Consider the following 12,823-nt stretch of genomic DNA (forward strand, 5'->3'; position numbering starts at 1 on the left):
CCAAACCCTCTTCGATTGCCGGATTTATCATTCATCCTGGATTCCCGGCAACTCATAACGTTGTTACAAATGGCAATCCTAAAACATCAGCTATTGTTCCGCGTTCTGGAAATATTTATTAATTACTCCTTTAATCCTTCTAACTCCAGCAGCAGAAGATTGTTCTTTTTTAATACTGAACTTTCCTAAGTTTGTTGTATCTTCTACATGAGGTCCTCCACATACTTCTCGACTCCAAACTTTCCCTTCGTTATCTTTGATTGTATACACCTTAACGATATCCGGATATTTATCCCAAAAATTCCCTTCAACATTACATTCTTTCGCTTCAATTTTAGGCAGCTCTGAAATATAGGTAACTGCTTTTGATGAAATCGCATCATTCACATACTTTTCCACCTCAGCTATTTGCTCTGGCGTAAGTTTTTCATCATGGTTGAAGTCAAACCGTAATCGTTCTGAAGTAATATTACTTCCTTGTTGATGAACATGATCACCTAAAACTTCCCTTAAACCAGCAAGTAATAAATGAGATACCGTGTGCAGCGCTGTTGTTTCTGTTGAATGTTCAGCTAATCCACCTTTAAATTTACCCGCAGAAGCAGTTCTGCTCTTTTCAGCATGTTTCTTTGCCGCCTCTATATAAGACGCCTTGTCCTCCATGCTATATCCACTTTCAGTTAGAAACTCTTCCGTCAACTCCAAGGGAAACCCATATGTTTCGTAAAAATAAAAGGCATCTGCACCTGTAACTTTACCCTTATTCTTAAGATGTTTTTGTATTTCAAATTCTCCTTGCTGTAAAGTTCTATAGAAAAGATTTTCTTCCTTATTTACTATTTCGATAACTTTCTTTTTATTACCGATCAAATCCTCATAAGCTGTTGCTTCATCTATATAAACTTCAGACAACTCACCCACAAAACTTCCTTGTATACCTATTTTTTTACCTGCACGAATCGCCCTTCTTAATAACCTTCTTGTTATATACCCTGCATCACTATTAGCTGGCTCCGCACCATCATTAATTAGAAAAGTAGCCGCTCTCACATGATCAAGTATGATTCTAAACGACTTTAAATCGTCAGTATATTGTTTACCACTTAACTCCATCAATTTTTTCTTGGGATTAAGGAAGAAAGCCGTATTATAAATATCCTTGTCACCATTAAGGGCTGTTGCAACCCTTTCTAATCCGCCTCCATAATCAATATTGGGATTTTGCATTTTTACAAATCCTGTGTCTTCTTTTTTGTAACACATAAATACGTTGTTCCCAATTTCTAAAAACCTCTCGCTTACAGAAGCAGGATGATCCAGTGAATCACCGCCTGGTTCAAGATCATAGAACATTTCACTATCAGACCCACCCGGTTCACCAACAGGCATATCCAATGGACTTCCGGCTCGACTCCACCAATTTTCTTTTTCATCGTATAAGAATATTTTTCCACCTCTAGATGCCCCATATTGATAGGGATCATCTTCAATGATAGGTTCTATACCAACTGATTTAAATTTTTCTGACCAGATATGAATGGCTTCCGTATCTTTCTGTATATTCAAATCATCACTTCCTATAAAAGCACTGATATACAGCCTGCCAGGATCAATTCCTAATTCGATAATATGCCAATTCCAAATGGCATCGATTTGCTTTTTCTTATAGTTATTTTCATTTGCTTTAAACTCCCATCGACCTATCATTTCAAAAAATGTCAGATGCGACGTATCTCCTACTTCATCAATATCCACTGTCCTTAAACACTTCTGAATATTAGCAATCTCATTACCTATCGGATGCTTTTCCCCCAATAAATATGGAACCATAGGTTGCATTCCACTTCCTGTAAACAACGTTGAGGGATCATTTTCTGGTAACAAGCTAGAAGAGGGCACTTGGCTAGCCCCTATTCCTTTCATAAAATCAATATATGATTTTCTTAACTCATCTGGTGTCATTTTCACCATGCTCAATACCTCCATTTCAATTATTAATTATTCTCGGAAAATTATTTTGCAAATATTCAAACGAGAAGAAATAAAACAAAAAAGCCCTAAGCTGACATATTTCTTGTCAACTTAGGGCGAACTATTATGTCCGTGTTACCACCTAATTTCAGATTTCTCTGCACTCTATCAATACGGGATATCTCCGATATTGTTTCCTGAATAACGGTGGAACTCCGTTGAAGCCTACTAAGATTCCTCTGTTCGGTTCACAGCTCCGAGACTGCTTCACTATTAGATCAATGAAGATTCGCACCAACCATCTTCTCTCTGTGAGATCCCTAATACCTACTATTTCTCATCATAGCCTTTTCGTTTTAAGTTAAACCAATGCTATCACACTCAACTTGCTCCGTCAATTTAATTCCACTATTTTTTATAAGGTATAAGTCTGTCGATTCTACCATCAGCTTTGGTAATTCGGTTGCTTCGCATCCTCTGACTTTAGCCAAATTATAATTCTCCCCAACCTCAATTCCACATTCCTGTTTACCTGTGAAATAATCAGGAGGTACAACAAACTTGGGTGGGGAAGTATCGCCTCCGGAGCGGAGGTGATAACCCTTTGTGGCATGATGGATTTTCCCCAGAAATTCGCCCCACTTTTGAAAAGGGCAGAAATTAGTTAATCTGCCCTTTTCTTTGAAGGTTATTGCTTGTTAAAGAGATAGAGATAGGATTCATTCGTTGATAAACTTCTCAAATTCACTTTTCAGCCAATGCTGATTCTGATATGCAATATACTGTTCCATCCGAATCAGTAGATCAACCAATTCTGGCTTTGTTAACTGCATATAACGCTGTCTGACTCGATCTATGTCGCGATCCTGTTTTATGTGCTTGAAAGCATCCAGATCATTATCTAAGGGCTTAGATGACCTTTTGCGCGGATTATAAACCTTGGTTGTTCTATACTGAAGAAAATGATTATGAAGTTCTTGGTTCTTACGAATTGTGTTTTGGTGGATACCTATTCCTTCTGGATCAATAACCTTTGATTTGTCCGAAACAGTTCGGTAAGAAACCGTTTTACCCTCTTTAATAAGCGTATCAATTGCTTTTACACCAAGTTCAAGTGAACGGTTCTTCTTCTTGTCGTAAGATGCTTGAAGCCATTCCAGTTCAGTTGTTTGAGGTGATACGGATTTCCGGCGCATATGTCTCATCCCTTTGAGATTTCTCTATCAGTTGTATTTCCTTAAGTTCGTTTTTAGCTCTATTTTTTGCGATCTTCATTTTCTTTACTTCAAGGAGTAGACCCAACTGCTCAAATCGTTTTTCACTCTCCTCCGCCCAATTATAAAAGGCGGCTATTTCGTCTTTAAATTCCGGACGCGGAACTTTTGCTCCACATCCGACACAAGCCATTTTAGTCGGGCATACGGAGTCAATAGTACATATACCTCCCACTACCTTTGACATGGTTCCTACCTTTTCGCGGTAATCTTCATAAATCTCTTTAAGCTCTTCCGGTCCCCTAAGAATCCCCTTTTGGATATCGACATATGAAATCCAGTTTTCGTGAAGTGAGTTTATGGATTCGGAAACCTGTTGAGCTGTGGGTGCAGAATAGTATGAAGTCACCTCAATGTCCTTTTGATGGAGCAGCGTTTTCACAATGTCGACCGGTATTTTTTCCGTTTGAACCGCATGTGTCGCAAATGCATGTCTCAACAGATGAGCTTTCAAAACAACTTGATTGCCTTCTGCAGATTGAATCACAATACCATGCAAAAGAAAACGAAGGATCGCATTAAGTCCAGTGAACAAACTCATCCTGATCAAATAGCGATGGATCTGTTTAATGAAGTCGAAGCTGAAGCCGATCCCCTCGTGCCAGAACCAACGGTCGAGATGAAACACTACAAATACAAGTTCCGGTAGCCGATATATTGAATGGATGCTTTAAAAGTCTGAATCAAAAATGTAATGCTATTTGCCGTGTTATACAAGAAAATAAAGGAGTTGGTATAGTTGTTAAATGTAGCTGCACTCAACAGCTTTAATACTGTGAGTTCAAAAATGGTAAACCAGAAGATTTCGAATTTAGGCGTTTCTTTTGAAGATGTTCTATCGACACAGGGATCGAAGTCGGTTTTGTCGGAATTGGAGAATAAATTCGGCATTAAGATCAGCGTAAATGCTATACCAAAGACTAAAGAAGCTGTGAGGAGCGTTTACTCGAATAGTGTTGGTAAAGGTAATGTTACAATCGCTCCAAATATACTAAATAAGATGTCAACAAATCCACAATTGCAAAAAAAAGTAGAAGCGATAATACAGGATCATTTTGATTCTAGTGTTAACGATAAACCCGGTGATGCCAGTGGTGTCATTATTCATCCGGATGGAACAGTTACTTTTTGGGTTATTGGTGATTATTTGACACCTGCTGAAAGGGAAAAGATTCAAAAAGAAGTAGAGGCCGATAAAAAGAAGAAAGCGGAGAAGCTTGAGTCGTTGAGTAAATTAAGCAGCACTCCCCTCTCTCAATTGGGTCTGGCCAGTTTGGATTCAATGCTGCGAAAAAAGAATCTATTTGCGTAAATAATAAATAAATTCTTGAATTACCGCCTGGGTCAATGAGTTATGACCGATTAGGCGGTTTTGTTTTTATCGTATTATCTTCTCATGCATATGTAGAGCTTGCTAGGTGTTCACGGTTTGACGCTTACTATTAAAACTTCAACGTACAAATCACCTTGATCACTATATAGGTCATTTTCTAGACCTCTTGGGTTGCCAATGAGGAGTTTAATAAAAAGAGCAGGATACCGAAGCACCTGCTCATCAATGTGTATTATTTAACTCCCTCCAGTTCCAGAAATCCAGCCTTATGAAGCAAATGCTGTACGGTAAACTACGGGGCAATTCCTGGTTGCTCTGTCGGCTGTTTTGGTCGGATTTTTTGCTTTGAAACCGACCCCGAATCCATATTATCCAATTATCTGATGTAGCTTTCTGTAACGAGCTGCCCACTGGATGGTACCGGATTATCGTAGCGCTCTTAGAAACGTAATTTCCAATCGCTAACTGAAACATTCATCAAAGGGTGGATTCAGTCAGATGAACACTTGATATTCACTTAGTATCTTCCGGATCAGGCCGGTTCCTCCTCTATTAAATCCCTCGCGATCCTTGTGGACTGTCAAAAGAACTACTTACCTTGTGAAACCAAATAACCGGCTATAAAGTCTCTTTAGATACTTTGTAAGTATCAGTAAGTTATAGCACCGCCACAATGTAGGTAACTTTATGTCAAAATTCTATAATGTAGGCAGTTTAGTGCATTTTAGCGTGACATTAATTTACCTACATAAAAATAAAAAAGCCTGATTTATCAGGCTTTTACAGATACTGCTTATGTAGGCACTTTAGTGTCATTGGATACCCCCCATGACTGCGCGGGCTTGGCTTCGAATGCATTCCAAGCGTTCACGTGTTAAAAGGTTTTTGTTGGCTATAACCGTTGATAGATATTGCTCTGCTTGAGAGACAGTCATATCATTCTTAAATAGTCTGCTGATTTCCTCATGCAGGAGTGCTTCTAAGGAATCATTTTTATTCACCGGTATGTTCGTGGTACTGAAACACTTCACTCTCTCTTGTTCTACCTGGTTCTCCCTCAACTGTTGCTGTTCTAAGTCCAGCCGTACACTGTTGGCCTCTCTTACTATTTCTGTTTCATATTGTAATGATAGAATATTCAACCTCTCTTGCATGGAATCAGTCTCTTCGGGTTCCCACCATGTAAAGCTCTGTTTAGAATGATCGAGTGATGTAGCCCTTTCAAGTGAAATGGAAGCTCTATAAACATGGTAGCCAAACTTCTTCTGCTTTGCAGGAATAAATCGTTGGATGAAAGCATTACCTGCTCCCGGATCGACATATGCAAGGCTAAACACATCAGTTGTTTGAAAGGTCTCTTGACCGAAGTGATTTTGTAAACCAAACCATTCTCGTAACACAAATGGTTTACCGAAGGTACTGATAAACTCTGTAACAAAAGAACTCCACTGTAGATCAATTTCACTACTTACTGTCATCTGCTGCTCCGCTTTATAGAAAGAGACCATCGAACGATCCGGTACTTCTGCAAGCCATGATGAATCAATGAAAAAGAACGGTTTGAATCCTGCATCACGATATGTCTCCGAACGTTTTTGTATGTAGTTGTGATAAGACTCGTCCTGCCGTGATCCCGTGACGTAATCAACGGACCAATTCGTATCGTCTGGAAACGTTAATATAATATCAGGAACGATCTTGAGTAATGTCCGGAATAAGTAACCGTCTTGTACAATAACAGAGTGGGGTTTCAACTGACCCTCTAGATATGTACGTATGATAGCGCGTCCCACGCGATGTTTTGTCGGTTCTTCCACTGATTGAATACGATTTGTGTAGCGATCGTAGTTATGAGCACTTGGACAGGATTCTCCTTGATGTCTAAAGTGGGGTGAATTTATTCGAAGAACCATACTCACCGGTTGATTACAACACAGACAAGAAAAGGCCTTTTTTTGGGAGTGGATACGATACTTTCTCTCTAATAGGGATATAATATTTTCTTGTGGCAGCCCCTTCTCACTTTGTTCGAACCACTCTTTTGCGATCAATACATCCTGATCATAAAATTTCGCAACTTCCATATTAGCCTCCATAATTATTCCTTTGTTTAATTCTTCTACTCTTCATTACAAGTGAAGGAATCTCCCATTTAACTGCAAACTAAGTACAAAAAAAATTTTTCACTTGACGGATTGTCAAGCCAAGTGCGACAGGGCATCCATGAATGATTCGTGAGCTGTCTTCCAACCTAAGCATTTCCTTGGTCGGTTATTAATGAGATTAAGTGCGGTTGCTAGTTCATCATCAGTCACCTCAGCGAAGTCTTTGCCCTTAGGAAAGAACTCTCGAAGGAGACCATTTCCATTCTCATTGGAACCACGTTGCCAGGAGGAATAGGGATCAGCAAAATAGACATCGATGTTGTGAGTGAACTCTAAAGAGGCATAACAGGCAAACTCTTTCCCGCGATCCGTGGTTGCGGTTTGGAAAGTGCCCTGAGGATACTGAGATGCAGCAACGCCAAAGGCGATCTCCATAGAAAGTGCTGTTCGGTCAGACATTTTAATGGCCGTATATAGTCGTGTCTTTCGCTCAATCAAGGTTGCAACACATGCCATGCTCTTTCCTCGACTGGAGACAACGGTGTCGAGTTCCCAATGTCCAAATGTCTCGCGGGACCGGATTTCCTTTGGCCGCTGTTTAATCGACTTACCCACCAGAAAGCGTCCTCGTGTTTCTAACGGTTTACGTCGTTTTCCTTTGTGGCGAAGCATGCTTATCTTTGCACATGCTAAACGCCCATCGTATAGCCAACGGTAGATTGTTTTGAAAGAGATCATGGGATTTCCAGTGGTCTTGTACCACTGTGAAATTTGTTCAGGAGACCACGTCTGTCGTAGTTTTTCCTCGACTTGCTTGGCTAGTTCCGTTGTCCATTTCCCCACAGGTGTGAAGGATTCTCGTCACTTCTGATAGGATCGTTGAGAGACTTCCGCCTCATAACTGCCCTCTACTTGGTTGCGTGTAATCTCACTTGCTACGGTGGAGTGATATCGCCCAATCTCTTGGGCAATGGCACGGACGGTCCACCCTTGTCGGTTGAGGATGTCTAGCTGGCTGCGTTCAATTATGCTAAGATGAGTGTAGCTCAGGGTCTGATTCTCCTTGTGAATGGTGTTGTGGTAACTTCATTCTACACGAATCAGCCATGGGCCGTTTTTATTCTCTTAGCAGCTGTCGAACTTCATATTACAATCCGTCTATTGTTATATATCACGTAATATCACTATCTTGTTTTTGAAGTCACTGTTGATATATTCTCTTGAGAAAATTCATACCACGTTACATCCCTTTTAGCATCTTCTTCTTTAACAAAAGCTTTATATGAATCTTTAGTAACTAGTTTATTATTGATGTAGTATGCTATGGCGAATGTGGTAATTGATTCATCAGTAGCACTTGATTCATGATAAGCTAAATTGTCAATTTCACAGGAATTGGTTTGGAATCTTAATTTTCCATATCCGTTGTAAGTTAACCCGCCGCTTAACCATCTAAATGTTCCGTCAGTTTTAAGATCACTTAACTGGTCGTTTCCAAAAAAGTAGCCATAGACTTCACCGTTCATATAATGCAGGACTTCAACAAAATTTGGATTCTCATCTACTGTTAATCCAAGAACAACTTCAGGTATTTTGTCACCATCCATATCAAGCACGGCAAAGTGATTTATTTTTATTTTAGATGTAGTTCCATAAATCTCGTTATTAGTTAAAAAATCATTCAAATATACCTTTTTCTTAGTTTCTATGCTGTAAAATTCAATCTTATTTTGCAATACTATCTTATATGCTTCCATTGCTAAACTCTTATTGTTCTCAGGTTTACTTTCAGAAGGAGTAATATGGGCAGAAGAAGTAATTGTTGGAACACTGGTGTCAGAAATTTTATTACTACTTGAGCTACTGTCATTATTTAGGTTTAAACTGCTTTTATTGGTGGAACACGCAGTTATTGAAATACTTAACAGAAACATAAGAAGCACACACTTAATTTGTGATTTCATTTAATCTCTCCTCAACTATTTGCTTCTGTCGCACTTCATATTACAATCCGTCACTTATATAAATGGGATGATATATAGTAATCATTTTATCACAAAGGAATATTATGGATGTATTATTTTAGCGAATAATATATTGATAGCAAGTTTAAATTCTGATAAATACAAAAACCTCGTAGGTCGCGGTCTTATCTATATCATCTCACTGTCGATTTATGAGAAAATACTCCTCCCAGCTTGTCATTCGTAGAATTTATCGCTGAAGTGATAACAAGCTTGTAATGCCGCCGATAGACCACCTGTGGCTTATATATTTCCTCTACGGTGTCAATTACGGTACGGTCTCCTGTAAGGGGGTGAGACTGACCCTTATGTTTATCGGATTCCCCTCCTCAAACCAGCGAATTGAATTCAGGTTTTTATTTATCGAATTGCAGATAAAACTGTATTACAAATGTATCGGTCTTGTCTTATTGTTTACACTGTAAACAGAGGTGTGGCAATGAAGACAGTTCTAAAAGCAGTCGGTCAACGAGTCAGAGATTTAAGAAAACAGTTGGGTTTATCTCAAGAAGAGCTTGGAGAAAAGGCTGGCTTTCATTTTTCTTATATTGGTGGGGTTGAACGTGCCGAGAAAAACATCACGATCGTAAATCTTCAAAAAATTGCAGATGCTCTTGATGTCCCTTTAAATGACTTATTCGTTTATTCAAAATACTCTAAGACAACAAATAGAAGTAATGATAAAGATATTTTGTTGAATGATATTGTTGGACGATTATCTACTATGAAAAAAAATGAACTAAACAAAGTTCAATTGTTCCTAAATGAGTTTTTTTAGCAAATAATAAAAGAAGCAGCTCTCGTGAGCTGCTTCTTTTATTATTTTTATTTTAACAACAACTGGTGTTCAAAGAAAATAAAGTATTAGACTGAAGTTGTTGATTGGACGCGGTTTATTGGTTACAAAATCGTCAGGTGTAGAAAAATAAGATGTAGACTGAGCTACCGGCAGAGCTCTATAAGAGACTTGATTCGGAAAATAAAGTATTAGACTGCTTGAATCGTACATACTCGAACCGGCCGCCGCTGTCGGCGCGCCGATTTCAAGCCGGGCCGTATTCGGAAGCACCAGGAGCGTGTGAACTGCAGCTGCTCGATCTGGCGTACCAGTCTAGAGCTGGCCACCGCCGGGTGCAACCATCGGGAGCTCAAAGTAATTGAAACTGCAACAGGGCCAAGGACTTACTGGCTATTTCGTCGTCTGTTATTTATCCAAAAGTGTAGTTTCTGGAGGGTAGAAACTAGATTGTGTAGTATTGTGATCTGTCACTGTCCATGGTTTACTTACGAGTGTACCGTCTGAACGCTGTACACTATATTCTGAAACCAATATATATTTAGACCATGCGACATTATAGTTTTTATCATTGATGATTGAATGTTCTTGCGTTGTTTCAGTCATTTGTATGGTTGTATGACTTACAGTTGTTTCTAGTTGCTCTGTGTATTGATAAGATAAACTAGCAGCTACATTAAAACGCCCCTCCTTACCAAATTGAAACCCTGCGTCTACCCCAATCGATAGCGTATCAGAAGAATCGGGTGTTTCGAAAGCGAGTTTATATAACCATTCAGATATCCGCGAGAGGATCGAATCCTTACGCCGTCAACAATCACAAGCACCCACTCCAAAGCAAATAAAGCGTGAGATAAATGATGCGAATAAGGATATACTCATCGAAATGTTAAAACGCAAAATCAAAGCACTGGAGAACGAGAACAAAGAATTACGAGAAGAAATGAAAAAGGCTTATGCTCAGATTCACGAAAAATTTTAGTTACACTTCATTGAGCTAACGAGCAGTTTTGCGACAAAACACTGCATGTACAACATAAAGCAAACACTAGCCCTCAACAGCGCGGTTTCTCTTAGGCCGCGTCTTTTGCATTTAATCCCTCCATAACAAACGACAAAATATATTTTACCCGGGTAATATTGACTTTTTATTTTTACCCGGGTAAAATTAGTGAAGCATTCAGAGGAGGATCTACAGAATGAGAGATGATCAAACGCGCTTTTGCTGCACGGCATTTTTGGGTGTGGGAGTCGTCGCCAGTGGTTCGTTACAGCACGTTGTTTCTACAGTGAAGGATGCTCTGGATGACAGAGACCTCACACAGCTGCTTATATTTGACGATACCACGGGGAAGCAAATAGATGTTGATTTCCGTGGGAAGACAGATGACGTGCTCAAACGATTAGGAGAACAGTTTGGCGACTTGCCCGGTACGGAAATGAATCACCAGCATACACGGCGGGTCGGTCGACCCAAGCTGGGGGTTGTATCCGGTGAGGTTACATTATTGCCCAAAGATTGGGAATGGCTGAAGAGTCAACCTGGAGGGGCGTCGTTAACATTACGAAAACTCGTTGGTGATGCTCGCCGTGCTGGAGGAAAACAGAGCAAGATACGAGAGTCACAAGAAGCAACATATCACTTTATGACAGCTATGGCCGGGAACTTCCATCAATACGAAGAAGCTCTGCGGGCACTGTATGCTGGTGATTTGGATCGTTTTTACCACTGCATCGATGACTGGGCACCTGATATCAGAAACCATATCAAAAGATTAGCCGCTAATGCATTCCCTGAAGGGAACTAATGAACGAAAGAATGTGTAGGCGTAAGGAATTTAGAATAAAAAAAGGAACAACGAAAGGAGCCACACTATGACAGAATTTGAATTTAATCGTTACATCGAACCATCGCAACGTGCTGGCATGAGGTTCATACAGCGAGGCATCGAGGGCAGCATCGTCATGTTGAACCTCATGCGTTTTCGTGATGTTGCCGATTACACAGCCAATCCTGAACTAACACCGGAGGTCCCAATCAGCGGTGCCGAAGCTTTCAACCGCTATATCGAGCACACCCTCCCATTTCTCCGTGAAAGCGGAGGTGAAATCATGTTTCTTGGCGATGGCGGAGAGTTTCTTATCGGACCCGAAGACGAAAGATGGGATCTTGTCATGATGATCCGCCAGAGCAGCGCGCAGTCGTTTCTTGCTTTTTCAAGTCATCAAGACTACATGGCCGGTATCGGGCATCGGACTGCAGCGATCGAAGATTCACGCCTTCTGCCTATGACAGAACTTACAATACCGAATTAATTGGAGGAGAACATAATCATGAACATTCTGAAAGTCAAAAGCGTCGAATTGGCCTATGACAGTTTTGGTAACGAAAATGACGAGGCTATTATCCTAATCGCCGGGCTTGGAACCCAGATGATCCGATGGACGGATTCGTTTTGTCGGATATTAGCAGCGCGGGGCTTTCGCGTAATCCGCTTTGACAATCGCGACGTAGGTTGCTCGACGCATTTTAGCCATTATCCGACGCTGGATTTTGACGCACTGGCGACTGCTCTCATGTCGGGAAAGCGACCGGACATCCCTTACACTCTCGATGACATGTCCAACGACGCTATCGGACTACTCGATGCCCTTTCAATTGACCGGGCACATTTCGTTGGCAGGTCGATGGGCGGAATGATTGCCCAGATTGCTGCCGGTGAGTACCCTGAACGGGTTTTATCACTCACCTCCATTATGTCCAGTTCCGGTAATCCCACACTTCCGCAAACTTCCCCGGATGTCATGGCGATGATGACTAAACCAGCGCCGAACCCATTTGAGGATGAAGCAGGATTCTTGGCGCACAGCGTCTCTTTTGCCAAACGCATCGCCGGCACCGGCTATCTGTTTGAAGAGGACGCATATCGAGCGCTCATTCTGGAGGAAGTCCAGCGAGCCTACGATCCAGGCAGTGTTGGACGACAAATTGCTGCGATCGCTGTCTCCGGTGATCGTCGTCCGCGGCTGGCGACCATAAAAGTACCAACACTTGTCATTCATGGGGTGGACGATCCCCTGTTCGTCCCGGCGTGTGGCGAGGACACGGCTTCTGCCATTCCGGGCGCTGAGCTAATGTTGGTTGACGGCATGGGACACGACTTACCGCACCAACTGTACAAAGTAATCGCTGATGGCATAGAGCGAACGGCTCGTCGCAATTGACACGTGCTTCCTGAATAGCAACCAGCTGGAGTCCCGCGGTGCCCAATAGAGCTGAGTAGGCCCAGGGGCGCAGCGCTTATTCATTGAACTAAACG

The 12,823-nt window shown here is 41.1% G+C and carries 11 protein-coding genes, 2 pseudogenes and 1 other annotated feature; of the genes and pseudogenes, 6 read left to right on the top strand and 7 right to left on the bottom strand.

The annotated features are described in order from the left end of the window. Positions 1-90: 90 nt before the first annotated feature. The 4 genes from UB51_RS08210 to UB51_RS08220 all read right to left on the bottom strand — a co-directional run bounded on the left by UB51_RS08210 (position 91) and on the right by UB51_RS08220 (position 3,873). The gene (locus UB51_RS08210; protein ID WP_044876892.1) at positions 91-1,971 is read right to left on the bottom strand and encodes an alanine--tRNA ligase; all 1,881 of its coding nucleotides are present in this window, start codon (positions 1,969-1,971) and stop codon (positions 91-93) included. Positions 1,972-2,080: 109 nt separating this feature from the next. Then, positions 2,081-2,324, bottom strand: a binding site (T-box leader). Positions 2,325-2,327: 3 nt separating this feature from the next. Further along, positions 2,328-2,462 (bottom strand): hypothetical protein, encoded by a 135-nt coding sequence (locus tag UB51_RS29260; RefSeq protein WP_267884730.1) that lies wholly within the window; start codon positions 2,460-2,462, stop codon positions 2,328-2,330. 228 nt (positions 2,463-2,690) lie between these two features. Further along, the gene (locus UB51_RS08215) at positions 2,691-3,167 is read right to left on the bottom strand and encodes a hypothetical protein (RefSeq protein WP_044876893.1); all 477 of its coding nucleotides are present in this window, start codon (positions 3,165-3,167) and stop codon (positions 2,691-2,693) included. After that, entirely contained in the window at positions 3,133-3,873 is a 741-nt protein-coding gene (locus UB51_RS08220) for a hypothetical protein (RefSeq protein WP_160297236.1), read from the bottom strand. The genes UB51_RS08215 and UB51_RS08220 overlap by 35 nt, the downstream gene beginning before the upstream one ends. Before the next feature lie 111 nt (positions 3,874-3,984). Between UB51_RS08220 and UB51_RS08225 the strand changes: the two genes are divergently transcribed. Continuing rightward, entirely contained in the window at positions 3,985-4,557 is a 573-nt protein-coding gene (locus UB51_RS08225; protein ID WP_044876895.1) for a DUF6033 family protein, read from the top strand. Positions 4,558-5,390: 833 nt separating this feature from the next. Here UB51_RS08225 and UB51_RS08230 read toward each other — a convergent pair. The 3 genes and pseudogenes from UB51_RS08230 to UB51_RS08240 all read right to left on the bottom strand — a co-directional run bounded on the left by UB51_RS08230 (position 5,391) and on the right by UB51_RS08240 (position 8,647). Then, entirely contained in the window at positions 5,391-6,662 is a 1,272-nt protein-coding gene (locus tag UB51_RS08230; RefSeq protein ID WP_044876896.1) for a hypothetical protein, read from the bottom strand. A gap of 114 nt (positions 6,663-6,776) precedes the next feature. After that, positions 6,777-7,733: pseudogene (locus UB51_RS08235) on the bottom strand (IS30 family transposase). A gap of 134 nt (positions 7,734-7,867) precedes the next feature. Continuing rightward, the gene (locus tag UB51_RS08240; RefSeq protein WP_044879979.1) at positions 7,868-8,647 is read right to left on the bottom strand and encodes a hypothetical protein; all 780 of its coding nucleotides are present in this window, start codon (positions 8,645-8,647) and stop codon (positions 7,868-7,870) included. A 499-nt stretch (positions 8,648-9,146) separates the two neighbouring features. Here UB51_RS08240 and UB51_RS08245 point away from each other — a divergent pair, with 499 nt between their 5' ends. The 5 genes and pseudogenes from UB51_RS08245 to UB51_RS08265 all read left to right on the top strand — a co-directional run bounded on the left by UB51_RS08245 (position 9,147) and on the right by UB51_RS08265 (position 12,728). Then, complete coding sequence (locus UB51_RS08245; protein WP_044876897.1) at positions 9,147-9,485, top strand: helix-turn-helix domain-containing protein; 339 nt, start codon at positions 9,147-9,149, stop codon at positions 9,483-9,485. 730 nt (positions 9,486-10,215) lie between these two features. Continuing rightward, positions 10,216-10,485, top strand: a pseudogene (locus UB51_RS28810) (DUF6262 family protein); the annotation flags it as partial. A 217-nt stretch (positions 10,486-10,702) separates the two neighbouring features. Next, entirely contained in the window at positions 10,703-11,311 is a 609-nt protein-coding gene (locus UB51_RS08255) for a DUF2239 family protein (RefSeq protein ID WP_044876898.1), read from the top strand. 67 nt (positions 11,312-11,378) lie between these two features. Continuing rightward, positions 11,379-11,819 carry a hypothetical protein gene (locus UB51_RS08260; RefSeq protein WP_044876899.1) on the top strand — a complete coding sequence of 147 codons (441 nt, stop codon included), beginning with the start codon at positions 11,379-11,381 and terminating at the stop codon, positions 11,817-11,819. Between the two features lie 18 nt (positions 11,820-11,837). Continuing rightward, positions 11,838-12,728: an alpha/beta fold hydrolase gene (locus UB51_RS08265; RefSeq protein ID WP_044876900.1), complete on the top strand. Its 891-nt coding sequence runs from the start codon at positions 11,838-11,840 to the stop codon at positions 12,726-12,728. Positions 12,729-12,823: the final 95 nt, after the last annotated feature.

The sequence above is a fragment of the Paenibacillus sp. IHBB 10380 genome (assembly GCF_000949425.1).
In the GTDB taxonomy this organism is placed as follows: Bacteria; Bacillota; Bacilli; order Paenibacillales; family Paenibacillaceae; genus Paenibacillus_AQ.

What these genes read in the sequence shown, in the direction of transcription:
- UB51_RS08245 (WP_044876897.1), top strand. Translation starts at nt 9,147, where the DNA reads ATGAAGACAGTTCTAAAAGCAGTCGGTCAACGAGTCAGAGATTTAAGA.
- UB51_RS08255 (WP_044876898.1), top strand. Translation starts at nt 10,703, where the DNA reads ATGAGAGATGATCAAACGCGCTTTTGCTGCACGGCATTTTTGGGTGTG.
- UB51_RS08210 (WP_044876892.1), bottom strand. Translation starts at nt 1,971, where the DNA reads ATGGTGAAAATGACACCAGATGAGTTAAGAAAATCATATATTGATTTT.
- UB51_RS08240 (WP_044879979.1), bottom strand. Translation starts at nt 8,647, where the DNA reads ATGAAATCACAAATTAAGTGTGTGCTTCTTATGTTTCTGTTAAGTATT.
- UB51_RS08260 (WP_044876899.1), top strand. Translation starts at nt 11,379, where the DNA reads ATGACAGAATTTGAATTTAATCGTTACATCGAACCATCGCAACGTGCT.
- UB51_RS08215 (WP_044876893.1), bottom strand. Translation starts at nt 3,167, where the DNA reads ATGCGCCGGAAATCCGTATCACCTCAAACAACTGAACTGGAATGGCTT.
- UB51_RS08230 (WP_044876896.1), bottom strand. Translation starts at nt 6,662, where the DNA reads ATGGAAGTTGCGAAATTTTATGATCAGGATGTATTGATCGCAAAAGAG.
- UB51_RS08265 (WP_044876900.1), top strand. Translation starts at nt 11,838, where the DNA reads ATGAACATTCTGAAAGTCAAAAGCGTCGAATTGGCCTATGACAGTTTT.